We start from the raw sequence: 25,978 nt of genomic DNA, 5'->3' as shown, positions 1-25,978 counted from the left end.
GTGATACCCGCAGAAACAGGAGAATCCGTTGTGAATAAAACAGCCATGGCCGCGGCGGTCAGTGTGATCCTCGCCGGTGGCGCGCACGCCGCCCAGCAAGAGCGTCCGAACGTCATCGTGATTATCGCCGATGATATGGGCTACTCTGACATCAGCCCCTTCGGCGGCGAAATCCCCACCCCCAACCTGCAGGCGATGGCCGAGCAGGGGATGCGCATGAGCCAGTATTACACCTCGCCGATGTCGGCCCCGGCGCGTTCGATGCTGCTCACCGGTAACAGCAACCAGCAGGCCGGGATGGGCGGTATGTGGTGGTACGACAGCACCATTGGCAAGGAGGGCTACGAGCTGCGGCTGACCGACCGCGTCACCACCATGGCCGAGCGCTTTAAAGACGCTGGCTATAACACCCTGATGGCCGGCAAGTGGCACCTCGGTTTTGTTCCCGGCGCCACGCCGAAAGATCGCGGCTTTAATCACGCCTTCGCCTTTATGGGCGGCGGCACCAGCCACTTTAACGACGCGATACCCCTGGGGACCGTTGAAGCCTTCCACACCTACTACACCCGCGACGGCGAGCGCGTCTCCCTACCGGATGATTTTTACTCCAGCGAAGCCTACGCCCGGCAGATGAACAGCTGGATTAAAGCGACGCCGAAGGAACAGCCGGTCTTCGCCTGGCTGGCCTTCACCGCCCCTCATGATCCCCTGCAGGCGCCGGACGAGTGGATTAAGCGCTTCAAAGGCCAGTATGAGCAGGGTTACGCCGAGGTCTATCGCCAGCGCATCGCCCGCCTGAAAGCGCTGGGAATTATCCATGACGATACCCCGCTGCCGCATCTGGAGCTGGATAAAGAGTGGGAGGCGCTAACGCCAGAGCAGCAGAAATATACGGCGAAAGTGATGCAGGTGTATGCGGCGATGATCGCCAATATGGACGCGCAGATCGGCACCCTGATGGAGACGCTGAAACACACCGGGCGCGATAAAAATACCCTACTGGTCTTTTTAACCGATAACGGCGCCAACCCGGCGCAGGGTTTTTATTACGAATCTACCCCGGAATTCTGGAAGCAGTTCGATAACCGCTATGACAACATCGGCCGCAAAGGCTCGTTTGTCTCCTACGGCCCCCACTGGGCCAACGTCAGCAACGCCCCCTACGCCAACTACCATAAGACCACCAGCGCCCAGGGCGGGATTAACACCGACTTTATGATCGCCGGTCCCGGGATCACCCGCCACGGTCACATCGACGCCTCGACGATGGCGGTGTACGACGTAGCGCCGACCCTGTATGAATTCGCCGGTATCGATCCGAACAAATCGCTGGCGAAGAAGCCGGTGTTGCCGATGATCGGCGTCAGCTTTAAGCGCTATCTCACCGGCGAAGTACAGGCGCCGCCGCGCGGGAAATACGGCGTTGAGCTGCACCATCAGGCGGCGTGGGTCGATGGTGAATGGAAGCTGCGGCGGCTGGTGCCGCGGGGCCTCACCGCCGGTGACGCGCCGTGGCAGCTGTTTAATCTGCACGACGACCCGCTGGAGACCCATGACGTCGCGGCCCAACATCCCGATCGGGTCAAAGCGATGAGCGAGGCCTACGAGGCGTTCGCCAGACGCACCATGGTCACCTGGGCGCAGGGCAAGATGATCGATTACGTCGGTATTGACAGCAAAACCGGACGCTATCTGGCGGTCGATCCCGCCACCATGAAGCCGGTTCCGGCGCCGCAGGCGATCCCGGTGAGCGAGATCCATTAACCCCGCGGCTATCGTTCTTCCGGGCGATAGCCGGGAGCTGACGCGCTTTTTAAGGTAATCGGAAACCCCATTACAGGAGAGAGCGAATGGCGAGAGTCGTGGTGATCACCGGCGGCGGAACCGGAATTGGCGCCGCCTGCGCGCGGCTGATGCGCGCCGCGGGCGACCGCGTGTTTATTACCGGACGGCGCGAGGCGCCGCTGCAGGCTGTCGCCGATGAGACCGGCGCCACGGCGCTGATGGGCGATGCCGCCGACGGCGAGGTGTGGCGCCAGCGGCTGTTGCCGGCCATTCTCGACCAGAGCGGCGGTGTTGATGTCCTCATCTGCAGCGCCGGCGGGATGGGCAACAGCCCCGCCGCCGAGACCAGCGACCGCCAGTGGCGCGAGGCGCTGGACGGCAATCTCACCAGCGCCTTCGCCAGCGTTCGCGCCTGCCTGCCCTCGCTGATTACCCGCCGTGGCAACGTGCTGTTTGTTGCCTCCATCGCCTCGCTGGCCGCCGGTCCGCAGGCCTGCGGCTACGTCACCGCCAAACACGCCTTAATCGGCCTGATGCGCTCCGTCGCCCGCGATTACGGTCCCCAGGGGGTGCGCGCCAACGCCGTCTGCCCCGGCTGGGTCACCACGCCGATGGCGGATGAAGAGATGCTCCCGCTGATGCAGGCGGAAGGGCTATCGTTGACTGAGGCTTATCAGCGAGTCTGTCGCGACGTTCCGCTGCGCCGCCCCGCCAGCCCCGAGGAGATAGCCGAGGCTTGTCAGTTTCTCTGTTCGCCGCAGGCCGCCATCATCAGCGGCGCCACGCTGGTCGCCGACGGCGGCGCCAGTATCGTCGATGTTCCCACTCTGGCGTTTGCCTAACGCCCTACTCTGTTCAGGAGCCCCTATGACTTCAGAAGCCGTATTTATCCAGGTCGGCGCGCTGGCCGATGGTTTTGCGCCACACGGTAATTTACTCGCCACCGCCAGCCTGCCCGCAGGCGAGCGCTTTACCTTTTATGTCGCCGGAAGTGAGCCGCAGCAGCTGATCATCGAAGATGAGCAGACGCTAAGCTGGAACGGCAAGCGCGCCCCCTGGCGGGCGACCGCCCTGCGCCCGGATATTCTGTTTATCGACTTCCTTGACCCGGAGCGGGATAACGCCAGCGTCAGCGCGGTATGCAACCTGACGCAGCGCAACGCCACCCTGGTCTACGGCCAGCTGCCGGACGAAGCCGCCGCGCGGCTGGACGCTTTCAGCCGGGTGGAGCGAGGCCTGCCGCTGACCGCGGTAGAAACGCGCTTTGTCTTCGCCCGCCTGGATGCGCAGCCGGGGCCGCTGCCGGGCTTTACCGATGCGCTGGTCGGCATGCGCAATCAGTACACCTACAGCCCGACTGAGCGCTATGAGCACATCTATCTCAACGATAATTTTTACGCCTGGCAATGTCTGGACGGCGTGGAAAAGGGGCTGGCGGATGTCGATCGCTGCCACTATGTGCAGGTGGCTGAGGATCTCTATTTGTTCGTCTGGCGGGAGAAAATCATTCCCACGCTGGGGGTGATCCTGATCGATCTTCAGCAGATGCGCACCGACGGCAAGATCATGGGCTATCAGGGCAGCGACTTCGGCGCCCTCAGCAATTTCCCGGTCGGCGCCAGCGCGAAGATCCTCAACCTCACCCGCCATCAGGAATAAAGGGCCGCCGCCGGGCACGCTTTCAGGCCCCCTGCCCGTCATGTTGCCGGGTGGCGGCTGCGCCTGACCCGGCCTACAGGGTCCTCTCACAGGCTGATACATCGTAGGCCCGGCAAGCGCAGCGCCGCCGGGCGATGACAGCGGGTACGGAGCCGCTTTATGCCGGGTGGCGGCTGCGCCTGACCCGGCCTACAGGGTTCGTGCGACCTGTCCTTGATTTACCCACTTGCACGACTGAAACTGCCGGTGCTGACGGCCTCAAAATCGCTGAGACGTTCCCGGAAGGCCGGGGCAGCCCGCATGGATGCGGGCTGAGGGCCGTGTTTTGCAGGGACGCTGCCTCGGCCCGACCCGAAGCCTGCAGGGAAAAGTCGAAGGTACCGCGCAGCGGCGATTTTGCTGGCCGGAGCCCGGGGGTACAGGGGGCGGCGGCGACTGGCCGCCCCCTGTGCGCTCCCAGCGCCATAAGAGACATAGCGCAGAAGACATATCGGGAGCGCAATCTGTCCGGAAATCACATAGAAGTTGTAGCCCTGCCAGGCGCATTGCAAACAGGGAAATTGACGATTGTGCCGTTATTTCGCCGGGTGGCGGTTGGCGCCTTACCCGACCTGCGGTCTGCGCCATTTGTCCACCCTCTCCCCGCCGGGAAGAGGGCGTGACTTAGGCGCTGGCGCTATCCAGTCGCGCCACCTGCTCCGCGCTCAGGCTCAGCGCCGCCGCGCGGGCAAAACTTTCCACCTGGGCCACGCTGGTGGCGCTGGCGATCGGCGCGGTCACCCCTTCGCGGCCGATCAGCCACGCGAGGGCCACTTCCGCCGGCTTCGCCCCCTGCTCATCCGCGACCGCCACCAGGGTATCGATAATCCGCATCCCGCGCGGATTCAGGTACTTACCAATCCCTCCTCCGCGCTGGCTCTGCGCCAGGTCCGACGGCTGACGGTACTTACCGGTTAAGAATCCCGAGGCCAGGCTGTAGTAGGTCACCACCCCGATATCGCGGCTGACGCAGAGATCGCACAGCGCGCCTTCAAACGCGGAGCGGTGGTAGAGGTTATATTCCGGCTGCAGCACCTGCCAGGCAGGCAAGCCGCCCTTGCGCGCTACCTCCAGCGCCCCCGCCAGCTGCATTGCATCGAGGTTAGAGGCCCCCATCGCGCGAATTTTCCCCGCCTGTTGCAGGCTGTGGAAAGCCTCCAGCGTTTCCGCTACCGGGGTTTGCGGATCCGGCCAGTGGGAAAAGTAGAGATCGATATAGTCGGTATTGAGGCGGCGCAGGGAGTCGTCTACCGCCTGCTGGATCCAGGCTTTGCTGAGTCCCTTATGGCCTGGAAGGCCGAGATCGGAGCCGACTTTGGTGAAAATTTTGACTTTATCGCGCATGCCGGGGCGCGCCTGCAGCCAGCGGCCAATAATGGTTTCGGATTCGCCGCCCTGGTTGCCCTCTGCCCAGCGGGAATAAACATCCGCCGTATCGATAGTGTCAAAGCCGTGGTCAACAAAAGCATCAAGAAGGGCAAAACTGGTTTTTTCATCAATGGTCCAGCCAAAGACGTTACCGCCAAACACTAACGGGGCGATGGAAAATCCGGTTTTGCCCAAGGGACGTGTCATCATGCCGAGTACTCCTTAGCTTATATTCTGCTTCCCTCAGGTAACCACAATGGTCAGGAGAGGAGGTCGATTGGATAATCAGAAAAGGAATCTTACGGCGGGCGATCCATGCCCGCGGGTACACTCAGACATTATGTCCCGGAATAAACATCAAAGCTAAAATATTTGCTGGCTAATTTTTTATAGGTGCCGTCGGCAAGGATCTTCGCAATCGCGCCGTTTATTTCCTGACGCAGCGCCTCATCGTCTTTACGTAAGCCGATAGCCGCCCCGGCGCCAAACAGCGTATCATCCTGCAGATGGCTGCCGACAAAGGCGAATTCCTTACCCTGCGGCTGCTGCAGGAAGCTGTAGTCGGCCATCATGCCGGAGAGTACCGCGCCGTCGATGCGCCCGGACTCCAGATCGCGCACCACGCTATCGGCCCCCTGGTAGGCCACAATGTTGATCCCCTGCGGACGCCAGTGCTGATTAACGTAAGTCTCCTGCGCCGAGCCCTGCTCGACGCCAATGGTTTTGCCCTTCAGCTGGTCCGGCGTATTGCCTTTCAGGGTATTTTTACGCGCCACGAGGAACACTGGCCCGTTATACAGCTTGTCGCTAAAGGCAATCTGCGCTTTACGCTTCTCGGTCATGTACATCCCGGAAAGGATGGCGTCGAATTTCCGCGCCTTCAGCGCCGGGATAATGCCGTCGAAATTGCTTTCCACCCACACGCATTTCGCCTGCAGCTGCTGGCAAATGGCGTTGCCTAAATCGATATCAAACCCCGCCAGCTTGCCCTGCGGATCCTTCCATTCAAACGGCGCGAAGGTCGGGTCGACGCCAAAGCGGATCGCCTTTCCCCCTTCGGCCAGCGCCGACGTCGACGCCATTAACGCCAGCCATAGCAGTAGTGATTTTTTCATTCCAGTTCTTCTCCAGAGGTTAACGGCAGTGCTTTTCCACCAGACGGGCGAACAGCGTCGCGCCGGTGGTGATAATGTCATCGTTGAAGTCGTAGCCGGGGTTATGCACCATGCAGCCGCCTTTCTCCCCCTTCTCGCCGTTGCCCAGCAGGAAGTAGCAGCCCGGACGTTCGCGCAGCATAAAAGCGAAATCCTCGCTGGCGTTCATCGGCGAGACCGACTCCAGCACCCCTTCGCGGCCAAACACCTCCAGAGCCAGCGCCCGGGCGAAGTCAGTCTCTTCAGGGCTGTTGGTTAATACCGGGTAGGAGTCGTAAACCTCCACCGCGCTGCTGGCGCCATAGCTTTTAGCGGTAAATTCGCTGAGCTCGTGAATACGTTTGATCAGCAGGTCGCGGATTTCCGGCTTCATCGCCCGCACGCTGAGCTCCATCACCGCGCTCTCCGGAATGACGTTGGAGGCGATACCGGCCTGGAAGGTGCCGACGCTGACCACCGCCGTTTCGCCCGGCGGCACGTTGCGCGCCACGATGCTCTGCAGGGCCATCACCAGCGCCGCGCCGGCGACGATCGGGTCGACGGTGCGCTCCGGATGGGCGCCGTGGCCGCCGTAGCCGGTAAGGGTGATTTTGACGGTGTCCGCCGAGGCCATAAAGTTGCCGGCATAGAAGCCCAGCTTGCCCACCGGCAACCCCGGCATGTTGTGCAGACCGAAAATGCGTTCGCAGGGGAACTGCTCAAACAGGCCGTCTTTAATCATTAAATCGGCGCCGCCGATAGCCTCTTCCGCCGGCTGAAAAATCAGATGCACCGTGCCATTGAACTGACAGGCCGGCGAGGCGATGTATTTCGCCGCTGCCAGCAGAATGGTGGTATGGCCGTCATGACCGCAGGCGTGCATTTTCCCCGATACCGTACTGGCCCAGGGTAAACCGGTGGTTTCCTCGATCGGCAGTGCGTCCATATCGGCGCGCAGGCCGATGGTGCGCGGCGAATCGCCTTTGCTCAGGCTGCCGACCACCCCGGTCTTGCCGAGGCCGCGCGTCACCTGATAGCCCCACTCGGTCAGCTTGCTGGCGACCAGTTCGCTGGTATTAAACTCTTCCAGACTTAATTCCGGATTGGCATGTAAATAATGACGCAGAGAAATCATTTCCGCTTCCGTCGCTTTAATTTCTGGAATTACATAATCACTCATGCCGCTCTCCGGGAAATATCGTAAGGACTTAACACGGTAGCGTGGTGAAAACTTTATGCAAGCAGGATTTCTAATATCGGAAATGACGGCATCTTATTTAATAATGCGTTCGCGGCAGTGTAAAAAGCATTCGAAACGGTGAAATTTAAAAATAAATGTTTATTTCATGGAGGATTAACCGTTATTTACCCTACTATTTCCGGCCGTATTCAGATTTAAATAAAAAGACTTCTATGAGATTACAGACGCTTTTCCTCGTCGCCATGACCGCGCTGGCGGGCTGCAGCGCGCAGGGGGATACCGCCAGCCAGCAGCGGGCCAGTATTCAGAAGATGCGCAACGAAACCCTCAATAAACTTTACACCCTGCAGCCCGAGGCCCGCAGCGATATTCAGCATGCGAAGGGTTATGCGGTCTTCGCCAACAACAGCAGCAAGATCCTGCTGTTCGGATTTGGCAGCGGCTACGGCGTGGTGCGGGATAAGGCCACCGGGAAGGACACCTATATGAAAATGGCCCAGGGCGGCGCCGGCCTGGGGATGGGGATTAAACAGCAACGCACGGTGCTGGTTTTCCATGATAAAGCGGCCCTGGAGACCTTTATCCGCCAGGGATATATGGTCGGCGCCGATGCGAACGCCGCGGCGAAATATGATGACAAAGGCATCGCGCCGATCGCCGCCTCCGCGAACGGCGTAGCGAAGGACACCTCCTCGCTGCCGTCAAAAGTGAACGTCTATGAAATCACCGACAAGGGGCTGGCCGCCCAGGCGATGGTCAATGGCTATAAATACTGGCCGGATGACGAACTGAACCCGTAGCCCCGGCGGTGATCCATCGCCGGGTCAGGTGTTCCCTGCCCGGCGTTGGGAGACGTGCATTTAGTGGCCGAGGGCGCCGCTCACCAGAATCGAGGTGATGATCCCGGTCGCCGCGGCGATCAGCACATAGTTACCGTCGATATAGGACCAGTGATGGCCCTCCGGCGGGGGCGGCAGGCCGCGGTCGCTCCAGTCACGGACGCGATACTCATCGCCACGGAACGGCGCCGGAGCCGGGTGGCCTTTGCGGAAATCGTTACCGCGCCAGGCGAAATGGTCCTGCTCATGCCGTGCCTGATCGCGCTTGTCATGCCCGTCACGATCCGGGCCACGCAGGTCATGGTCACCCTGACGATGCGCGTCAGGTCCGCCCTGCGGCGCATGCCCATGATGATCCGAACCGTTCTGCCACACCGTTGGCTGCCCCGGACGATGGCCGTCGTTTGGGCCATCGGCAAAGGCCTGGACGCTCAGCACAGTGGATAATATTACCGCCAGAGAAATCATCTTTTTCATCGTACACCTCCTGATTGAAGTTCTTTGTAACGGGAAAATGTGAAGAAAGAGTGAGTATCCGCTTAACCAGGACGATTCCTGGCATCTGGGGTTTCTGCTGTCGGGGAAGGCATTATGGGGGAGTACGAGCAATAAAAAAGGCCGCTCTCGCGACCTTTATTCAGACTGATATCAGGACTTACTCAGTCACTTTATTTTTTAACTCTTCAGCGCCGGTTTTGGTTTTATCCCAGCCCTTTTCTGCGCCGGATTTGGTGGCGTTCCAGCCTTTTTCGCTGACCTCTTTGGTCTTATCCCAACCTTTCTCAGTCCCTTCTTTGGTCTTGTTCCAGGTCTTCTGCGCGCCTTCGCTCACCTGGCTGCCGACGCTATCCTGTTTGCCTTCGGCCGCATGTTTCGCCTTCAGCTGCTGCTCTTCGCCCTCGTGCTGGGCCTGGTGCAGCTTCTCTTTAGCGGTGTTGGCATTGGCATTGGCCGCCGCGACGGTATCATCTGTTGCATGTGTTGTCGCAGCAAAAACCGGAGCCGCAACCAGAATAGCCGATAACGCAATCATTGCTTTTTTCATAATATCCTCTCTCACGTGTCGTGTTATGAGTCGTATTCAGGATGGCACAACGAACCGGGGATGACATTAGGAATTAGCCTGAAAAACGTCTTCGACCAGCAACCATGGCAGAAAATGCTGACGCTGTGCGCCCTGTCGGCGTTGGCATAATTTCCAACATGTTTGTTACATTTCGTGAAATTTGCGCTTGATATACTTGCCGTTGACGTTTACTCGAGAATAATTCTCAGAATCATTATATTTATAAATTGGCAAACGGAACTCATTTTATGGCAAGAAAATCAGTAAGATCGCTGTTGCTTACTGCGCTGATCGCGACTCCCTTCTTCAGCTATGCAACCCAATATCCTCTGACGGTTACTGACCTCGACGGCCGGCAGGTCACCCTGGCTAAAGAGCCGCAGCGTATTATTTTGCAGGATGGCCGCGACATTATGACCCTCGCCCTGCTGGACCGGGACAATCCATTTAAGCGGCTGGTGGCATGGAATAATCTGGCGAAAAAGCAGGACGTTGCCACCTGGCAGATGCTGAAAACGACGTGGCCGCAGTCGGCCACGATCCTTGACATGGGCTTCAGCGACAAGGGGAATGTCGATCTTGAAAGCGTCATCGCCCGCCAGCCGGATCTGATGATCGCCCAGCTGCGCGCCAGGCCAGCGCTGATGGAGAGCGGCGTCATCGACAAGCTCAGCGCCCTGCACGTTCCGGTGCTGTTTGTCGACTATGAGATCGACCCGGCGAAAGATACCGCTCCCAGCATCGACCTGCTGGGCAAAGTCCTCAACCGCGAGAGCCAGGCCAAAGCCTTTACCGATTACTATCGTCAGCAGCTGCAGTCGATTCGCCAGAAAACCGCGACCATCACGCCGAAGGCCAACGTCTTCGTGGAAGCGCTGGCCGGCAACAGCGACGCCTGCTGCTTTACTCACGGCCACAGCGGCTGGGGCGGGCTGGTGGAGGCGGTCGGGGCGAACAATATCGGTTCGCAGCTGCTGCCGGGCGCCTCCGGGTTCGTCTCGCTGGAGAAAATCATCAGCATGAAGCCCGACGCCTGGATAATGACCGGCTCGAAGCGCGGAAACAGCCAGGTGCTGCCCCTCGGCTATGAGGTTAAGCCGGAGGCGGTGAAAGCCCAGGCGCAGACGCTGCTGGCGCGACCGGGGGTCAGCCAGATCCCGGCGGTGCAGGAAAAGCGGGCCTATGGCGTCTATCACCACTTCTATAACCATCCGTGGAATATTGTCGGCATGGAATATCTGGCGAAAGATATCTATCCGCAGGCCTTCCGCGATCTCAACCCCGATGAGACTTACCATTATATCGTGCGTCACTTCACCGACCTGCCGGACCAGCCGTTCGTCTTTTCCTGGCAGCAGAGCGAGTAATCCGGCATGCGTTTAACCTCCGACTCCGTGCTCGACGAGCTGCCCGCCGGGACTTCTGGCGTGATGGATCATTATCGCCATATCGTGCGTCGCCGCCTGCTGCTGTTGCTGCTGCTGGCGCTGTTGATTGTCGCTTCACTGCTGTTCGATTTTATGCTCGGCCCTTCCGGACTGCCGCTGCAGAGCCTGTGGCAGACGTTAACCGATCCGGCCAGCGCCGATCCGGGCATTCGCGCCATCGTCTGGGATATCCGCCTACCCTATGCGGTGATGGCGATTATCGTCGGTCTGGCGCTGGGACTGGCTGGTGCCGAAATGCAGACCATCCTCAATAACCCGCTGGCCAGCCCGTTTACCCTGGGCGTCTCCTCGGCTGCGGCGTTTGGCGCCGCGCTGGCGATTGTGCTGGGTATTGGTCTGCCCGGTATTCCCGGCCAGTGGTTTATCTCGGCCAACGCCTTTATCTTCGCCCTGCTGGCGGCCCTGCTGCTGGATGGCATTACCCGCTGGACCCAGGTGGCTACCTCCGGCGTCATTCTGTTCGGCATCGCGCTGGTCTTTACCTTTAACGCCCTGGTCTCGATGCTGCAGTTCATTGCTAATGAAGACACTCTGCAGGGGCTGGTGTTCTGGACCATGGGCAGCATCGACCGCGCCTCCTGGAGCAAAGTCGCCATCCTGCTGGTCGCCCTGGCGCTGGTGATGCCCCTGTCGCTGCGCAGCGCGTGGGCGCTGACCGCCCTAAGGCTGGGCGAGGACCGGGCCATCAGCTTTGGCATTAACGTTCGCCGTCTGCGCCTGACCACGCTGCTGCGGATCAGCATTCTGTCGGCGCTTTCGGTGGCCTTTGTCGGGCCAATCGGCTTTATCGGCCTGGTGGCGCCGCATATTGCGCGGATGCTCTTCGGCGAAGATCATCGCTTTTACCTGCCCGCCAGCGCGCTGATCGGCGCCCTGGTGCTCTCCCTGGCCTCCATCGCCTCGAAGAACCTGATACCGGGGGCCATTATTCCGGTGGGGATCGTCACTTCCCTGGTAGGGGTCCCGTTCTTTTTGAGCATTATTTTACGTCACCGGGGGCAAGTATGAGCGACCAGACGTTATCCGGGCTGTCGCTGTCTCACTTCAGCGCTGGCTACCCCAGACGCAAGGTGATCGAGAACCTGACGGTTCCCCATCTGCCGCGGGGGAAAATCACTGCGCTGCTGGGGCCAAACGGCAGCGGTAAATCGACGTTAATGCGAGCGATGGCGGGGCTGGGCCCCTGCCGCGGCGAGCTGCGCCTGGAGGGAGAAAATCTGCTGACGCAGCCGTTCTCACGTCGCGCAGAACAGGTGGTCTATCTTCCGCAGACGCTGCCCGCCGGCGTGCATCTGCATGTGCTGGAGTCGATTATCGTGGCCCAGCGCGCCGCCGGGGGACGCCACAGCGCCCAGCAGCAGGAAGAGGTGATGGCGCTGCTGCGACAGCTGGGAATTGCCCACCTGGCGATGAGCTACCTCGATCAGCTCTCCGGCGGGCAAAAACAGTTGGTGGGTCTCGCCCAGTCGCTGATTCGCCAGCCGCGCCTGCTACTACTCGATGAACCGCTCAGCGCGCTTGACCTCAACTACCAGTTTCACGTGATGGATCTGGTGCGCCGGGAGACCCGGCGGCGCAACATCGTGACTCTGGTGGTGGTGCACGACATCAATATTGCCCTGCGTCACGCCGACCACGTGCTGATGCTCAAAGCGGGCCAGCTGCTCGGCGACGGCACCCCGGCCACGGTCATCACCCCTGAGACCCTGGCGGCCGTCTATGGCGTGCGCGGCCGTATTGAACCCTGTTCGCAGGGGGTGCGGCAGGTGATTATTGACGGGCTGGTGGACCGCGAGGCCTGACCGCGGCGCGGGGATGGTTGGTCCTCCCCGCGCCCGCCGGCTTAGTGATCGAGATAGATGTAATTTTCCCAGCTCTTCATGCGGATCAGGATCTTCCTGATCAGCGACAGCTCTTTCAGGTGATCTGAGTAGACCGCCGCCTCGAGGGTAGCACCCTGCGGCAGGGCGTATTCGGCAAAACGTGGATCGGTCACCTTCAGCACCACCAGCGCCCGGCCATGGGTATTGAGCGCGTCCGTGGTCAGCAGTTTGCCCTGGCCCTGAAACTGACTCTCGCCAATCGCCGGCAGCACATCGGCCACTTCCCCGCGGAAGACGGTGCCCGGGATGGCCGGAAACATCAGCTCCGCGGGCTCGCCTTTGTACAGACGCTGCAGGGCGTTCTGGCGAAATGCCGCGACATACTCCCGCGAGGCGTCGCCCTCCACCGGCACAAAGGTCATCAGCGGCAGCATTCCCAGCGCGGTGGACATGGTGCCAGGGCGTAAGCCGACGGTGCTAACATAGCCGTCTTCCGGGGCGCGGACGACGGTGTTATCCAGCTGAAACTGCGCCTTCTGCAGCTGCGCCAGCAGGGAGGCCACGGTGGTATTTTTGCCCTTCACCACCGAGTCCAGCGCGTTACGCGCCTGAACCACTTTCGCCTGAGCCGCGCTGACGCTGGCTTCATCGGCTTTCCACGTCTGCAGACGGGTATCGACCATTTGATCGGAGAAGGCGCCCTGGGCATGCCCCTCCCGAAAGCGGGCATACTCCCGCCGCGACTGGTCGCGCTGAGCCACCGCTCTGCTCAGCTCGGCCTCCGCCTGGCTTAACGCGGCGTTGAGGGAGAGCGCATCCTGGCTGGCCGCTTTAATCTGCGCCTGCAGATCGTCCACCTTTGCCTGGAACGGCGTCGGGTCGAGAGTAAACAGCACATCGCCCTTATGCAGCCTCTGGTTAGGCCTCACCGGTACGCTCTGCACCCGACCGCGCACCTGCGACACAATCGGTACGGTGCGAAACACCTGATTACCGACGTCGGTATAGGGGAAGTTGTAATTCATCCCGAAAATCACCGCGCCAATCAGGGCGATACCGCCGAGCACCGCCGTCGGCACGGTCCACTTATTGAGCGGGATGCGGAAGACTTTAAACACCACGATGCATAGCGCGGCGTAGGTCAGCAACATTAACGTTTCCATTATTTTGCCTCCTTCGCTTTCAGAAGGTCCACTTCGCGCTGCACCTGCTCCAGCCGCTGGACCACCGTTTCCAGACGCTGATGCAGCACCTGCTGGTCGTCGGCGATGCGGCGCATCCCCCATCCGCGATCTTCGCGCCACAGCGTCGCCCAGATCCACAACAAGGGCCACAGGGCATGCAGGGTAAATAAGCTGACCCAGCCGGCATAATGAATCGCATCCTGATGAGGATGGCGCCGCTCTTTGGCGATTTCATAAGGAATATCGTGAATAACAATCACGCCATAAAAAAGTATTAAGGCCACGGCGATCAGAATCGCCAGCGCCACATAGTCCAGGGTCATAAAATAACTCCAGAGTGCAAGGTTAAATAAATAAAACGGCCAGATTCAGGCGTAGCAGGGCCGGGAGAAAACGCGCGCTTAGCGCTTTCCCCGGGCGGATTTTAGCGACGTTATGTCGGGGAGCCGACGAATCTGAATCAGAATTTCTCAGGAATAGAGCGGTCGATGGAAATCAGTTTGCCTTTTTTCACCGTGATATATCCCCCCTCGCGCAGGGCGGCCAGCACCTGATAAACATAGCTGCGCGAGAGATTGGTTCGTTTAATAATAAATGCCGACAGACTTTCATGTTGCCCACCATCGATTTCACCGCGATATAAATAGCGCGACAGCATCGACTTAATAGTCTGAAAGCTAGTCTGGCTGCCGCGTTCATAGTGGGCATCAAGGGCAAATATACCCATATAGGCCAGGATCGTGGTCAGCTCTTGCATATAGCCCGGCGACGAATGAAAGAATATCCGTTCAAAATCGTTGGCAGATATTTTCGCCAGCTGGCATTCGCCCAGACACTGATAATAAAGCGCCACCGACGGACAATAATGTTCCAGCAACCCTAACGGCATATGCGCGATAACAATCCCGATCAGGTTCTGCTCGTCACCAAAGGCCAGCGTCATTTGCCCCTGCAGCAAAAAATAGAGATAGCCCGGCTGCGGCAGAAACGGCTGGTCTTTACTCAGGCTCAGGGTTTCACTGCAGGCGATCACCGCCGGCAGGTGCGTGGTCAGCGTCAGCTTCTGGTACCGATCGTAAATATCGCCAAAACTGGGGTTCATCGCGCTACGCACTCCTTCACCTTTTATCACCGCGGCGGGGCTAACCGCGGCCTGTGGAACTATACCTAAGCGGGTCAGGAAGGAAAAGTCCAGATCTGGAGTGGCGAAATATTCCGCCTGGCTCACATTTTTCACCCTCGCCCCGCCCTTTCGTCCGCCAATCGTTCCGCTTGCTGCCAGGCTGTGCTTTAATTAGCTAAAACGGTTTAACAAAGTTTAGCTAAGAGGAACTAGTCCTATGAATGGTAAAATCTGGGTACTCGGCGATGCGGTCGTCGATCTCCTGCCCGACGGAGAGGGCCGCCTGCTGCAATGCCCCGGCGGCGCGCCGGCCAACGTCGCGGTCGGCGTGGCGCGGCTCGGCGGCGATAGCGGGTTTATCGGCCGCGTCGGCGACGATCCCTTCGGCCGCTTTATGCGTCACACCCTGGCGCAGGAGAAGGTGGATGTGAACTATATGCGCCTCGATGCGGCGCAGCGCACCTCCACGGTGGTGGTCGATCTCGATCGCCACGGGGAGCGCACCTTTACCTTTATGGTCCGTCCGAGCGCCGACCTGTTTCTTGCGCCTGAGGATCTTCCGCCGTTTGCCGCCGGTCAGTGGCTGCACGTTTGCTCTATCGCTCTCAGCGCGGAGCCGAGCCGCAGCACGGCATTCGCGGCGATGGAGGCGATAAAGCGCGCCGGGGGCTATGTCAGCTTCGACCCCAATATCCGCAGCGACCTGTGGCAGGATCCGCAGGAACTGCGCGACTGTCTCGACCGGGCGCTGGCCCTCGCCGACGCCATAAAACTCTCGGAAGAGGAGCTGGCTTTTATCAGCGGCAGCGACGACATCGTCAGCGGCATCGCCCGGCTGAACGCCCGCTACCAGCCGACGCTGTTGCTGGTGACCCAGGGCAAAGCGGGGGTGCAGGCCGCGCTGCGCGGGCAGGTTAGCCACTTCCCTGCCCGCCCGGTGGTCGCCGTCGATACTACCGGCGCCGGCGATGCCTTTGTCGCCGGGCTGCTCGCCGGACTCGCCGCCCATGGTATCCCTGACAACCTCGCCGCCCTGGCTCCCGACCTCACGCTGGCGCAAACCTGCGGCGCGCTGGCCACCACCGCCAAAGGCGCCATGACCGCCCTGCCCTACAGGGACGATCTTCAGCGCTCGCTGTGATCCCGTTGGGCCGGCTAACGGCCCACTTTGCTGGCGACATCACAATTCTTAAACCGGTTTAGCAATTTTTATTTTCACCGCATTACCGACATGTTTACCATATTAACTAAACCGGTTTAGCAAACGTTAGCACACTCACTGATTTACCTTTGGATGTCACCAACATGTATAAAAAACGGAAGTTAGCCATTCTTATTGCTTTGCTAACCGGCGCCGCCGCCGCCCATGGGCAGACAGACCTGAACAGCATTGAAGCGCGTCTCGCCGCCCTGGAAAAACGTCTGCAGGATGCCGAGACTCGCGCCAGCACTGCCGAAAGCCGCGCCGCCTCGGCGGAGCAGAAAGTTCAGCAGCTAACCCAGCAGCAGCAACAAACCCAGGCCACCACCCAGCAGGTGGCCAAACGCACCACCCAACTGGAAGAAAAAGCCGAACGGCCCGGCGGCTTTGAGTTCCACGGCTACGCCCGCTCCGGGGTGATCATGAACGACTCCGCCGCCAGCACGAAATCCGGGGCCTATATGACCCCCGCCGGGGAAACCGGCGGCGCCATTGGTCGTCTGGGCAACCAGGCCGATACCTATGTGGAAATGAACCTCGAACATAAGCAGACCCTGGACAACGGGGCGACCACCCGGTTCAAAGTGATGGTGGCCGATGGGCAAACCACCTATAACGACTGGACGGCGAGCAGCAGCGACCTGAACGTGCGCCAGGCGTTCGTCGAGCTGGGCAACCTGCCGACCTTCGAGGGTCCGTTCAAAGGCTCGACCCTGTGGGCCGGGAAGCGCTTTGACCGCGACAACTTCGATATCCACTGGATTGACTCGGATGTGGTGTTCCTCGCCGGGACCGGCGGCGGGATCTACGACGTGAAGTGGAACGACAGCCTGCGCAGCAACTTCTCGTTATACGGCCGCAACTTTGGCGATATCGCCGACAGCAGCAACAGCGTGCAGAACTATATCGTCAGCATGAATAACTTTGCCGGCCCGGTGCAGATGATGGTCAGCGGGATGCGGGCGAAAGATAATGACGACCGCCAGGACGCAAACGGCAATCTGGTGAAAGGCGATGCCGCTAACACCGGGGTTCATGCCCTGCTGGGTCTGCACAATGAGAGCTTCTATGGCCTGCGCGACGGGACCAGCAAAACGGCCCTGCTGTACGGTCACGGCCTGGGCGCCGAGGTCAAAGGCATCGGCTCCGACGGCGCGCTGCGTCCGGGAGCCAACACCTGGCGTTTCGCCAGCTACGGCACCACCCCGCTGAGCGATCGCTGGTTTATTGCCCCGGCCGTGCTGGCGCAGAGCAGTAAAGATCGCTATGTCGATGGCGACAGCTATCAGTGGGCCACTCTCAACCTGCGTCTGATTCAGGAAGTGACGCAGAACTTCGCCCTCGCCTGGGAGGGCAGCTATCAGTACATGGATCTGCAGCCTGAAGGCTACAACGATCGCCATGCGGTCAATGGCAGCTTCTACAAGCTGACCTTCGCCCCGACCTTCAAGGTCGGCAGCATCGGCGACTTCTTCTCGCGCCCGGAGATCCGCTTTTATACATCGTGGATGGACTGGAGCAAAAAGCTGGATAACTACGCCAACGACGACGCGTTAGGCAGCAACGGGTTCAAATCGGGCGGCGAATGGTCGTTCGGTATGCAAATGGAGACCTGGTTCTGACGTGAACCCGGGCGACAGGGTAAGTAAAACATAAATATAAGGTTCGCGGTGCCAGCCATGGCCGGCGCCGCCCACGCCATATCATCATGCATTCAGAGGGTACTATGGATTTTGAACAGATTTCCCGCTCACTGCTTCCCCTGCTGGGCGGCAAGGAAAATATCGCCAGCGCCGCGCACTGCGCCACCCGGCTGCGGCTGGTGCTGGTCGACGACGCGCTCGCCGACCAGCAGGCGATTGGCAAAATCGACGGCGTGAAAGGCTGCTTTCGTAATGCCGGACAGATGCAGATCATCTTCGGCACCGGGGTGGTCAATAAAGTCTATGCTGCCTTTATCCAGGCGGCGGGTATCAGCGAATCGAGCAAATCCGAAGCCGCCGACCTGGCGGCGAAAAAGCTGAACCCGTTCCAGCGCATTGCCCGCCTGCTGTCCAACATCTTTGTGCCGATTATTCCCGCCATCGTCGCCTCCGGCCTGCTGATGGGCCTGCTGGGGATGGTGAAAACCTACGGCTGGGTCGACCCGGGCAACGCTATCTATATCATGCTGGATATGTGCAGCTCGGCGGCGTTTATTATTCTGCCGATCCTGATCGGCTTTACCGCCGCCCGCGAATTTGGCGGCAACCCTTATCTGGGCGCGACCCTCGGCGGGATCCTCACCCACCCGGCGTTGACCAACGCCTGGGGCGTCGCCGCCGGCTTCCACACCATGAATTTCTTCGGCATCGAAGTGGCGATGATCGGCTATCAGGGTACGGTCTTCCCGGTGCTTCTGGCGGTGTGGTTTATGAGCCTTGTCGAAAAACGGCTGCGCCGCGTTATTCCTGACGCGCTGGATCTGATCCTCACGCCGTTCCTGACGGTGATTATCTCTGGCTTTATCGCCCTACTGCTGATCGGCCCGGCCGGGCGCGCGCTCGGCGACGGCATTTCGTTTATCCTCAGCACGCTTATCAGCCATGCCGGCTGGCTGGCGGGCCTGCTGTTCGGCGGCCTCTATTCGGTGATCGTCATTACCGGTATCCATCACAGCTTCCATGCCATTGAGGCGGGTCTGCTCGGCAATCCGTCAATCGGCGTCAACTTCCTGCTGCCTATCTGGGCGATGGCCAACGTCGCTCAGGGCGGCGCCTGCTTTGCCGTGTGGTTTAAAACCAAAGATGCCAAAATCAAAGCCATTACCTTGCCGTCGGCGTTTTCGGCGATGCTGGGGATCACCGAGGCGGCGATCTTCGGGATTAACCTGCGCTTTGTGAAACCGTTCATCGCCGCACTGGTGGGCGGTGCCGCCGGCGGCGCCTGGGTGGTGTCGATGCACGTCTACATGACCGCGGTGGGCCTGACGGCGATCCCGGGAATGGCCATCGTGCAGGCCAGTTCGCTGCTGAACTACATTATCGGGATGGCGATCGCCTTCGCCGTGGCATTCGCGCTCTCTCTGACGCTGAAATACAAAACGGACGCTGAATAATGTCATTACCGTCACGCCTGCCTGCGATCCTGCAGGCCGTTATGCAGGGCCAGCCGCAGGCGCTGGCCGACGACCATTACCCGCAATGGCATCTGGCGCCGGTCAGCGGACTGCTGAACGATCCCAACGGCTTTTGCCAGGTCGCCGGGCGTTATCACCTGTTTTATCAGTGGAACCCGCTCGCCTGCGACCACACCTATAAGTGCTGGGGACACTGGAGCTCAGCCGACCTGCTGCACTGGCGGCATGAACCTATCGCCCTGATGCCGGATGAAGAGTATGACCGCAACGGCTGCTACTCCGGCAGCGCAGTCGAGTTCGAGGGTACCCTGACCCTGTGCTACACCGGCAACGTGAAGTTCCCCGACGGCGGGCGCACCGCCTGGCAATGTCTGGCGACGGAAAATGCCGATGGCACCTTCAGCAAGCTGGGGCCGGTACTGCCGCTGCCGGAAGGCTATACCGGCCATGTACGCGACCCTAAGGTGTGGCGCCAGGACGGGCGCTGGTACATGGTCCTCGGGGCGCAGGATGTGCAACAGCGCGGCAAAGTGCTGCTGTTTACCGCCAGCGACCTGCGGGATTGGCGCCTGGTGGGCGAGATAGCCGGGCATGACGTTAACGGCCTGGCGAACGGTGGCTACATGTGGGAGTGCCCGGACCTGTTTCCGCTGGCGGACACCCACCTGCTGATCTGCTGCCCGCAGGGGCTGGCCCGCGAAGCTCAGCGTTTTCTCAATACCTATCCTGCGGTGTGGATGGCAGGCCGTTTCGACGCCGAACGCGGCGCCTTCGACCATGGCCCGCTGCACGAGCTGGACAGCGGATTTGAGTTCTACGCGCCGCAGACCATGCTGGCCGAAGATGGCCGCCGCCTGCTGGTCGGCTGGATGGGCGTCCCGGACGGGGAAGAGATGCATCAGCCCACACGCGCGCAGGGATGGATCCACCAGATGACCTGCGTGCGCGAACTGGAGTGGCAGTCGGGTGCCCTGTATCAGCGTCCGCTGCGCGAACTGACCGCCCTGCGCGGGGAAGCCCAGGGCTGGCGCGGGCAGACTCTGCCCCTCGCCCCGATGGAGCTGGCCTTTGACATCGCCTCCAACAGCACGCTGGGGCTGGATTTTGCCGGCGCCCTGCAGCTCACCGTCAACCGCGACGGCCTGCGCCTGTCGCGCCGCGGCCTGCAGACGGCGGAGATGCATCACCGCTACTGGCGCGGCGAGGCGCGGCGGCTGCAGATCTTTATCGACCGCTCCAGTGTGGAAATTTTCATCAACGATGGCGAAGGGGTAATGAGCAGCCGCTTCTTCCCGGGCTATCCGGGGCAGCTCATCTTCAGCGGTGCGACGCCGGTGGCATTCTGCCGCTGGCTGCTGCGGCCATGCATGGTAGAATAAGCGTTTTGCTTTCAGGCTCCCGGGTGCTGATGAAAACCAAACGCGTAACTATCAAAGATATCGCCGAACTGGCGGGCGTCTCCAAAGCGACCGCCAGCCTGGTACTCAACGGTCGTGGCAAAGAGCTGCGCGTGGCGCAGGAGACGCGCGAGCGCGTGCTGGCGATCGCCCGCGAGCAGCACTATCAGCCGAGCATTCACGCGCGCTCGCTGCGTGATAACCGCAGCCATACCATTGGCCTGGTGGTGCCGGAAATCACCAACTACGGGTTTGCCGTTTTCTCCCATGAGCTTGAGACGCTCTGCCGGGAAGCCGGCGTGCAGCTGCTTATCTCCTGCACCGACGAAAACCCCGGCCAGGAGAGCGTGGTGGTCAATAACATGATTGCCCGCCAGGTCGACGGCCTGATCGTCGCCTCGTGCATGCACAGCGATGCCGACTACCTGAAGCTCAGCGAACAGCTGCCGGTGGTGCTGTTTGACCGCTCCCCCAGCGACAGCGCCCTGCCGCTGGTGATGACTGACTCGGTCACCCCAACGGCCGAACTGATCTCCCGCATCGCCCCTCAGCATGCGGACGAGTTCTGGTTTCTCGGCGGCCAGCCGCGGCTATCGCCTTCGCGCGACCGGCTGGCGGGATTCACCCAGGGCCTGGCTCAGGCGGGGGTTACGCTGCGTCCCGAATGGGTGATCAACGGCAACTATCACCCCAGCTCCGGCTACGAGATGTTCGCCGCGCTCTGCGCGCGGCTGGGACGGCCGCCGAAGGCGCTGTTCACCGCGGCCTGCGGCCTGCTGGAAGGGGTCCTGCGCTATATGAGCCAGCACCATCTGTTGGACTCCAATATTCATCTCGCCAGCTTCGACGATCACTATCTGTACGATTCACTTTCCCTGCGCATTGATACCGTGCAGCAGGATAATCGCCAGCTGGCCTGGCACTGCTACGATCTGCTCAGCCAGTTGATCGACGGCCAGGCGCCGGAGCCGCTCCAGCGCTATCTGCCCGCTACCCTGCAGTTTCGCCATGCCTGACGGCGCCGGCGGCGATTAGCGTTTTCGCCGGGCGCGCGCCGCCTGCCTCAGCGTCAGCAGCACGCTGGCGAGCACCACGCCGAGGCCAATTGTTACCTGCCAGCGGTAAGCCATCAGCAGCGAGGGCAATCCGCCGTCCGGCGCCAGCATCACGAGATTCCAGCCCGCCAGGCCGGCATTGCCGTTCAGCGCCCGGCTTAACATCCGCTGATGCGGGGCGAAGGGCTGAATGGTCTGGTAATGGCTGCCGAACAGCGGCGGCTGCATCTCCCGCGGGAATTGTGCCTGCACCTGGGCCAGCACGCTGGCCGGCAACGCATGCGATGCCGCCAGCAGATGCCCGTCGCCATTCACCAGCAGTAGCCGATAATGCCGCTGCCGGGCCAGGGTATGCAGATCGGCGCGCATCACCGCCAGCGGCCAGGTCGCTTCCCGCTGCGGAGCGGGGGTGTTCATCCGCTGTTCAAGGCGTTCCGCCACCCACCGCGCATCCTCCTCCAGCTGCCGGGTATGCATCTCACGGTAAACCTCTCTGGCCGGCAGGTTCACGCCCCGACTGAGGATCAGGATCGCCAGTCCCGCCAGCAGGCTGACGATAATGCCCTTTCTCCCCGGTCGCGAGAGCGGCGAGGATTTGATTAAGGATGGTGTATTCATACGACTCCAGAAACAGGGGGCAAGGCGTGGCCCCCTGGCGAATGGACAACAAAAGTCGCGAAACTGTACAGGATGCGCAGCGCGGGAAAAATAGACAGCCGGCGCCTGGCGGGACGTATTTTGTTTATTTCTGGACAGGGCTGGCGGCAACGACGCGCTTCGCCGTTGCCGCCAGTTGATAAGATTAGCGTTTTTTCCGGTTGCGGCGCATGTCGATGGTCACCGCCGCGACGATAATGATCCCTTTAATAATATCCTGCACGTAGGCATCGACGCCGACAAAGGTAAAGCCGCTCTTGATCAGGCCAAGGATCATCGCGCCAATCAGGGTGCCAGTAATGCGCCCCACCCCGCCCATTAAGCTGCTGCCGCCGATCACCGCCGCGGCAATCGCGTCCAGCTCGTAGGACATCCCCATGCTGGACTGGCCACTGCTGACGCGCGCCGCCAGCACTACCCCAGCCAGCCCGGAGAGCGCCCCGGCGATGGTGTAGACGATCACCAGGTATTTATTCACGTTGATGCCGGACACTTTGGCCGAGGTCATGTTGCCGCCGATGGCATACACATATTTGCCATACCGGGTATGCTTCAGCGCAATGTGAAACACTGCGGCAATCACGAAGAAGATGATCACCGGCATCGCCCCCTGGCCTATCGCCGTAAAACTGTCGGAGAGGAAGCTTATCGGATTGCCCTGGGTGTAATACTGCGCCAGACCGCGCGCCGAGACCATCATCCCGAGGGTGGCGATAAATGGCGGGATGCCGGTTCGCGTCACCAGGAAACCGTTGGTCAGCCCACACAGCAGGCCGACGCCGATCCCCGCGCAAATCGGGATCACCGCCGGCAGGTTGACCAGCGCCGGGAACATTGGCGACAGGCTGTCGGAGGTTTGCGCCAGGCTCGCCGCCACCACCGCCGCGAGGGCGATAACCGAGCCGGAGGAGAGGTCAATCCCGGTGGTGATGATCACCTGGGTGACGCCGACGGCGATGATGCCGATGATCGCCACCTGCAGCACAATCAGCACCAGGCGGTTGGTATTGAGCAGGAACGACTGGTCGCGAACATACCAGCCGGCGATTTCAAAGGTCAGGGCAATCACCAGCATCACCACAAAGATGCCGGTATCTTTCGGCATTTTATGCCGCAAATTAGCGAAGAAGGAGGAACCCTCGCTGGCCGGAGCCGCCGTTAATTTCATATTACTCATTCTCTGTGCCTCAATGGGATGCCAACGACAAAATGGTTTCCTGGTCGGCTTCGTCTTTTTCCAGGATGCCGGTGATACGGCCTTCATGCATCACCATGACCCGGTCACTCATGCCAAGGATTTCCGGCAGCTCAGAGGAGACCATAATGACCGCCACCCCCCGGTTCGCCAGTTCACTGATAAGATGATAAATTTCCGCCTTCGCCCCGACGTCGATGCCGCGGGTCGGCTCATCGAGAATTAAGATTTTCGGTTGCGCTAACAGCCAGCGCGCAATCAGAACTTTTTGCTGATTCCCCCCGCTGAGGTTATTAATAATTTGATCCATCGTCGGCGTTTTAATATTGAGCCGACGGATTTGCTCCATGCAGTCTTCGGCCATTTTCACGTGCTGGACAAAACCGCTCTTGCCGATATATTCCGGCATTTTGACGATACTCATATTTTCCAGCACCGACAGCACCAGAAACAGGCCCGACTTTTTACGGTCTTCGGTTAATAACGCCATTCCCTTTTCAATCGCCACGGAGGGGGAATCAATGGTCACCGGCGCCCCGTCGATCAGCACTTCGCCGCTGTCGAAGCGTTCCATGCCAAACAGGCTTTCCATCACCTCGCTGCGCCCGGCGCCCACCAGCCCGGCCACGCCGAGGATCTCGCCGCGACGCACGGTAAAGCTGACATCATGGAACACGCCCTGGCGCGTCAGATTGCGTACCGTCAGCACCTCTTCGCCGATGGTGTTATTAAATTTCGGGAACAGCTGGGTTAATTCGCGGCCCACCATCTGGGTAATCAGCGACTGGCGGGTAAATTCGGTGGTGTTTTTGCTCCCCACCCAGGTCCCATCGCGAAAGACGCTGATCTCATCGGTGATAGCGAAGATCTCATCCATTTTATGGCTGATATAGATGATCGCTTTGCCCTGGGCCCGCAGGTCGCGGATGATGGTGAACAGGTGAGCTACCTCGCCTTCGGTCAGCGCCGAAGTGGGCTCATCCATGATCACAATATCCGCGTTCCATGAGACCGCTTTGGCAATCTCCACCATCTGCTGGGCGGCGATGCTCAGGTCGCCCACCAGCCGGTCGGCGGTTAAGCGAATATTCAGCTTATCCAGCAGCGCCTGGGTCTGGCGGGTCAGCTGGCCGTGGTCGACAAAGCCGTACTTCATCGGCTCGCGCCCCAGCCAGATATTCTCCGCCACCGTCATATGCGGCACCAGATTCAGCTCCTGGTGGATCATCGATATCCCCGAGCGCAGCGCATCCATGGTGTCGGTAAACTCAACCGGCTCACCTTTCACGCGAATCGATCCTTTATCCGGGCGATAGATACCGATCAGGCACTTCATCAGCGTGGATTTACCGGCGCCGTTCTCACCCATCAGGGCGTGCACCGTTCCCGGGCGCACGCGTAATGAGACATTATCGAGCGCCTTCACGCCGGGGAAGAACTTACTGATACCTTCGGCTTCAAGAGCAAAAGCGTTCATACATCCACCTCCGTACAGCGGGTTGGCCAGGATTATTTCTGATTACGATTGGTAAATTCAGCCATGTTCTCTTTGGTGATCAGCTGATACGGCACGTCGATGATTTTCTCCACTTTCTCACCGTTCGCCAGCTTGATGGCCGCGTCTACGGCGCCCTCGCCCTGGCCTTTCGCATCCTGGAAGATGGTGGCGATCATCTTGCCGCTCTTCAGCATCTGCAGCGCATCCGGGGTGCCATCCACGCCGGCGATGAGAATATGGTTCGGGTTTTTACCCAGCGCCTGCAGGGCGCCGATCGCCATTTCATCGTTGTTGGAGGCGATGGCCTGGATATCCTCGCCGCTGGTCATCCAGTTGCTGACCACGTCCACGGCGTCATTGCGGGTGAATTTCGCGGTCTGCTTCTGCACGATTTTGATGTTCGGGTATTTGGCGACGACCTCTTCCACCCCTTTGGTGCGGTCGCGAGTAGATTCATTCGCCAGGTCGCCGAGCAGGATCGCCACATTGCCCTTGCCGTTCATCGCTTTCGCCAGCGCTTCCATCTGCAGACGGCCGGCGAGAATCGAGTCCGACCCCACATAGGCCATCTTGTCGGTCAGCTCCGCCTGCGGGCGACGGTTCACAAATACCAGCGGGATCCCGGCCTTGGTGGCCTGATCCATGATCGGTTTCACCGCATTGGTATCCACCGGGTTAACGATAATGGCGTCCACCCCCTGGCCTATAAAGTTCTGCACCTGCTGCAGCTGCTGGGAGACATCCCCTTTCGCGTCCTCGATCTGCGATTTCACCCCATCTTTTTTCATCTCTTTTTGCATCGAGGTACGCAGGATCGTCAGGAAGTTATCGTCAAACAGCGCCATCGAGACGCCAATGGAGACATCTTTTGCCATAACCACCGCAGGCAGCATGCAGGCTAACAAAGAGGCAACAATCGTTTTCTTAATATTCATAGTTGATCCTTGATTTTGTAGGTACGCCGGTGAATGAAACAAAATGAAAAATTAATTTCAATCAGGTTGCGACAAATGTCTGTTGTGACGGCGACGGCGCTGCGGGGTTTTCCGCATTTCGCCGTGATCGGAATCACAAATAATGACTGTTTTATCATCACTTTTTTGAAACATCAGTCCATTTATGCCACACCGTGAATTCCAGACCATTTATTTCATTAACAAGACATTTGAAACTTTTATAAGTAAATAAC

Annotated in this window: 23 protein-coding genes and 1 pseudogene; 12 read left to right on the top strand and 12 right to left on the bottom strand. The window is 60.0% G+C overall.

All coding sequences use genetic code 11. From position 1 onward, the window contains the following. The first annotated feature begins 30 nt into the window (after positions 1–30). The 3 genes from CE636_RS21985 (at position 31) to CE636_RS21975 (ending at position 3,444) form a co-directional block, all read left to right on the top strand. Positions 31–1,764 (top strand): arylsulfatase, encoded by a 1,734-nt coding sequence (locus CE636_RS21985; protein WP_017900832.1) that lies wholly within the window; start codon positions 31–33, stop codon positions 1,762–1,764. A gap of 86 nt (positions 1,765–1,850) precedes the next feature. After that, positions 1,851–2,627, top strand: a complete 777-nt coding sequence (locus CE636_RS21980; RefSeq protein WP_004202438.1) for an SDR family NAD(P)-dependent oxidoreductase — start codon at positions 1,851–1,853, stop codon at positions 2,625–2,627. Between the two features lie 25 nt (positions 2,628–2,652). After that, entirely contained in the window at positions 2,653–3,444 is a 792-nt protein-coding gene (locus tag CE636_RS21975) for a MoaF C-terminal domain-containing protein (RefSeq protein ID WP_017901098.1), read from the top strand. 663 nt (positions 3,445–4,107) lie between these two features. Here CE636_RS21975 and CE636_RS21965 read toward each other — a convergent pair. From CE636_RS21965 to CE636_RS21955, 3 genes are all read right to left on the bottom strand, one after another. Then, positions 4,108–5,061 carry an aldo/keto reductase gene (locus CE636_RS21965; RefSeq protein ID WP_017898790.1) on the bottom strand — a complete coding sequence of 318 codons (954 nt, stop codon included), beginning with the start codon at positions 5,059–5,061 and terminating at the stop codon, positions 4,108–4,110. 128 nt (positions 5,062–5,189) lie between these two features. Further along, on the bottom strand, positions 5,190–5,966 hold the full coding sequence (locus CE636_RS21960) for an ABC transporter substrate-binding protein (RefSeq protein ID WP_017898791.1): 777 nt from the start codon (positions 5,964–5,966) through the stop codon (positions 5,190–5,192). Between the two features lie 19 nt (positions 5,967–5,985). Beyond that, positions 5,986–7,164 (bottom strand): M20 aminoacylase family protein, encoded by a 1,179-nt coding sequence (locus CE636_RS21955; RefSeq protein WP_004202432.1) that lies wholly within the window; start codon positions 7,162–7,164, stop codon positions 5,986–5,988. A 233-nt stretch (positions 7,165–7,397) separates the two neighbouring features. Here CE636_RS21955 and CE636_RS21950 point away from each other — a divergent pair, with 233 nt between their 5' ends. Beyond that, on the top strand, positions 7,398–7,985 hold the full coding sequence (locus CE636_RS21950; RefSeq protein WP_017898792.1) for a YSC84-related protein: 588 nt from the start codon (positions 7,398–7,400) through the stop codon (positions 7,983–7,985). Between the two features lie 60 nt (positions 7,986–8,045). Here CE636_RS21950 and CE636_RS21945 read toward each other — a convergent pair whose 3' ends face one another. Both CE636_RS21945 and CE636_RS21940 read right to left on the bottom strand, forming a co-directional pair. Further along, positions 8,046–8,501 carry an RcnB family protein gene (locus CE636_RS21945; protein WP_017898793.1) on the bottom strand — a complete coding sequence of 152 codons (456 nt, stop codon included), beginning with the start codon at positions 8,499–8,501 and terminating at the stop codon, positions 8,046–8,048. Between the two features lie 178 nt (positions 8,502–8,679). Continuing rightward, on the bottom strand, positions 8,680–9,069 hold the full coding sequence (locus CE636_RS21940; protein ID WP_002892699.1) for a hypothetical protein: 390 nt from the start codon (positions 9,067–9,069) through the stop codon (positions 8,680–8,682). A 269-nt stretch (positions 9,070–9,338) separates the two neighbouring features. On the opposite strand from CE636_RS21940, the gene CE636_RS21930 reads away from it, so the two are divergent. Genes CE636_RS21930 through CE636_RS21920 form a run of 3 tightly spaced genes read left to right on the top strand, consistent with a single transcriptional unit; the run spans position 9,339 to position 12,340 of the window. Then, positions 9,339–10,457, top strand: coding sequence for an ABC transporter substrate-binding protein (locus CE636_RS21930; RefSeq protein ID WP_017898794.1), 1,119 nt, complete (start codon positions 9,339–9,341; stop codon positions 10,455–10,457). A 60-nt stretch (positions 10,458–10,517) separates the two neighbouring features. Further along, positions 10,518–11,546, top strand: coding sequence for a FecCD family ABC transporter permease (locus CE636_RS21925; protein ID WP_072140534.1), 1,029 nt, complete (start codon positions 10,518–10,520; stop codon positions 11,544–11,546). Then, the gene (locus tag CE636_RS21920) at positions 11,543–12,340 is read left to right on the top strand and encodes an ABC transporter ATP-binding protein (protein WP_017898796.1); all 798 of its coding nucleotides are present in this window, start codon (positions 11,543–11,545) and stop codon (positions 12,338–12,340) included. Before CE636_RS21925 ends, CE636_RS21920 begins: the two co-directional genes overlap by 4 nt. Before the next feature lie 41 nt (positions 12,341–12,381). On the opposite strand, the gene CE636_RS21915 is transcribed toward CE636_RS21920, so the two are convergent. From CE636_RS21915 to CE636_RS21905, 3 genes are all read right to left on the bottom strand, one after another. Beyond that, on the bottom strand, positions 12,382–13,524 hold the full coding sequence (locus CE636_RS21915) for an HlyD family secretion protein (protein WP_017898797.1): 1,143 nt from the start codon (positions 13,522–13,524) through the stop codon (positions 12,382–12,384). Continuing rightward, positions 13,524–13,868 (bottom strand): DUF3302 domain-containing protein, encoded by a 345-nt coding sequence (locus CE636_RS21910; protein WP_004202413.1) that lies wholly within the window; start codon positions 13,866–13,868, stop codon positions 13,524–13,526. Before CE636_RS21910 ends, CE636_RS21915 begins: the two co-directional genes overlap by 1 nt. Positions 13,869–14,005: 137 nt before the next feature. Then, entirely contained in the window at positions 14,006–14,647 is a 642-nt protein-coding gene (locus CE636_RS21905) for a Crp/Fnr family transcriptional regulator (protein WP_025999104.1), read from the bottom strand. Positions 14,648–14,885: 238 nt separating this feature from the next. On the opposite strand from CE636_RS21905, the gene CE636_RS21900 reads away from it, so the two are divergent. The 5 genes from CE636_RS21900 (at position 14,886) to CE636_RS21880 (ending at position 21,400) form a co-directional block, all read left to right on the top strand. Beyond that, positions 14,886–15,809: an aminoimidazole riboside kinase gene (locus CE636_RS21900; protein ID WP_017898799.1), complete on the top strand. Its 924-nt coding sequence runs from the start codon at positions 14,886–14,888 to the stop codon at positions 15,807–15,809. Positions 15,810–15,973: 164 nt separating this feature from the next. After that, entirely contained in the window at positions 15,974–17,491 is a 1,518-nt protein-coding gene (locus CE636_RS21895) for a carbohydrate porin (protein ID WP_004202408.1), read from the top strand. Positions 17,492–17,595: 104 nt separating this feature from the next. Beyond that, on the top strand, positions 17,596–18,966 hold the full coding sequence (locus tag CE636_RS21890; protein WP_017898801.1) for a sucrose-specific PTS transporter subunit IIBC: 1,371 nt from the start codon (positions 17,596–17,598) through the stop codon (positions 18,964–18,966). Beyond that, positions 18,966–20,366, top strand: coding sequence for a sucrose-6-phosphate hydrolase (locus CE636_RS21885; protein ID WP_017898802.1), 1,401 nt, complete (start codon positions 18,966–18,968; stop codon positions 20,364–20,366). The genes CE636_RS21890 and CE636_RS21885 overlap by 1 nt, the downstream gene beginning before the upstream one ends. A gap of 23 nt (positions 20,367–20,389) precedes the next feature. Beyond that, entirely contained in the window at positions 20,390–21,400 is a 1,011-nt protein-coding gene (locus CE636_RS21880; protein WP_017898803.1) for a LacI family DNA-binding transcriptional regulator, read from the top strand. Positions 21,401–21,453: 53 nt separating this feature from the next. Here CE636_RS21880 and CE636_RS21875 read toward each other — a convergent pair. The 4 genes and pseudogenes from CE636_RS21875 to CE636_RS21860 all read right to left on the bottom strand — a co-directional run bounded on the left by CE636_RS21875 (position 21,454) and on the right by CE636_RS21860 (position 25,724). Then, positions 21,454–22,057, bottom strand: a pseudogene (locus CE636_RS21875) (hypothetical protein). A 184-nt stretch (positions 22,058–22,241) separates the two neighbouring features. Next, entirely contained in the window at positions 22,242–23,264 is a 1,023-nt protein-coding gene (locus tag CE636_RS21870; protein ID WP_025999105.1) for an ABC transporter permease, read from the bottom strand. A 19-nt stretch (positions 23,265–23,283) separates the two neighbouring features. Next, complete coding sequence (locus tag CE636_RS21865; RefSeq protein WP_004202401.1) at positions 23,284–24,768, bottom strand: sugar ABC transporter ATP-binding protein; 1,485 nt, start codon at positions 24,766–24,768, stop codon at positions 23,284–23,286. A gap of 32 nt (positions 24,769–24,800) precedes the next feature. Next, positions 24,801–25,724: a sugar ABC transporter substrate-binding protein gene (locus CE636_RS21860; protein ID WP_002892597.1), complete on the bottom strand. Its 924-nt coding sequence runs from the start codon at positions 25,722–25,724 to the stop codon at positions 24,801–24,803. Positions 25,725–25,978: the final 254 nt, after the last annotated feature.

It is taken from the genome of Klebsiella sp. LY, from assembly GCF_004010915.1.
GTDB lineage: Bacteria > Pseudomonadota > Gammaproteobacteria > Enterobacterales > Enterobacteriaceae > Klebsiella > Klebsiella quasipneumoniae.
Note: the sequence above shows the minus strand (reverse complement) of the source record. Positions and strands in the feature narration are given on the sequence as shown.

Bases quoted from the DNA above. Each gene is read 5' to 3' on its own strand.
- CE636_RS21980 (WP_004202438.1), top strand. From the start codon at position 1,851: ATGGCGAGAGTCGTGGTGATCACCGGCGGCGGAACCGGAATTGGCGCC.
- CE636_RS21975 (WP_017901098.1), top strand. From the start codon at position 2,653: ATGACTTCAGAAGCCGTATTTATCCAGGTCGGCGCGCTGGCCGATGGT.
- CE636_RS21965 (WP_017898790.1), bottom strand. From the start codon at position 5,061: ATGATGACACGTCCCTTGGGCAAAACCGGATTTTCCATCGCCCCGTTA.
- CE636_RS21960 (WP_017898791.1), bottom strand. From the start codon at position 5,966: ATGAAAAAATCACTACTGCTATGGCTGGCGTTAATGGCGTCGACGTCG.
- CE636_RS21955 (WP_004202432.1), bottom strand. From the start codon at position 7,164: ATGAGTGATTATGTAATTCCAGAAATTAAAGCGACGGAAGCGGAAATG.
- CE636_RS21950 (WP_017898792.1), top strand. From the start codon at position 7,398: ATGAGATTACAGACGCTTTTCCTCGTCGCCATGACCGCGCTGGCGGGC.
- CE636_RS21945 (WP_017898793.1), bottom strand. From the start codon at position 8,501: ATGAAAAAGATGATTTCTCTGGCGGTAATATTATCCACTGTGCTGAGC.
- CE636_RS21940 (WP_002892699.1), bottom strand. From the start codon at position 9,069: ATGAAAAAAGCAATGATTGCGTTATCGGCTATTCTGGTTGCGGCTCCG.
- CE636_RS21930 (WP_017898794.1), top strand. From the start codon at position 9,339: ATGGCAAGAAAATCAGTAAGATCGCTGTTGCTTACTGCGCTGATCGCG.
- CE636_RS21920 (WP_017898796.1), top strand. From the start codon at position 11,543: ATGAGCGACCAGACGTTATCCGGGCTGTCGCTGTCTCACTTCAGCGCT.
- CE636_RS21915 (WP_017898797.1), bottom strand. From the start codon at position 13,524: ATGGAAACGTTAATGTTGCTGACCTACGCCGCGCTATGCATCGTGGTG.
- CE636_RS21910 (WP_004202413.1), bottom strand. From the start codon at position 13,868: ATGACCCTGGACTATGTGGCGCTGGCGATTCTGATCGCCGTGGCCTTA.
- CE636_RS21905 (WP_025999104.1), bottom strand. From the start codon at position 14,647: ATGAACCCCAGTTTTGGCGATATTTACGATCGGTACCAGAAGCTGACG.
- CE636_RS21900 (WP_017898799.1), top strand. From the start codon at position 14,886: ATGAATGGTAAAATCTGGGTACTCGGCGATGCGGTCGTCGATCTCCTG.
- CE636_RS21895 (WP_004202408.1), top strand. From the start codon at position 15,974: ATGTATAAAAAACGGAAGTTAGCCATTCTTATTGCTTTGCTAACCGGC.
- CE636_RS21890 (WP_017898801.1), top strand. From the start codon at position 17,596: ATGGATTTTGAACAGATTTCCCGCTCACTGCTTCCCCTGCTGGGCGGC.
- CE636_RS21885 (WP_017898802.1), top strand. From the start codon at position 18,966: ATGTCATTACCGTCACGCCTGCCTGCGATCCTGCAGGCCGTTATGCAG.
- CE636_RS21870 (WP_025999105.1), bottom strand. From the start codon at position 23,264: ATGAAATTAACGGCGGCTCCGGCCAGCGAGGGTTCCTCCTTCTTCGCT.
- CE636_RS21865 (WP_004202401.1), bottom strand. From the start codon at position 24,768: ATGAACGCTTTTGCTCTTGAAGCCGAAGGTATCAGTAAGTTCTTCCCC.
- CE636_RS21860 (WP_002892597.1), bottom strand. From the start codon at position 25,724: ATGAATATTAAGAAAACGATTGTTGCCTCTTTGTTAGCCTGCATGCTG.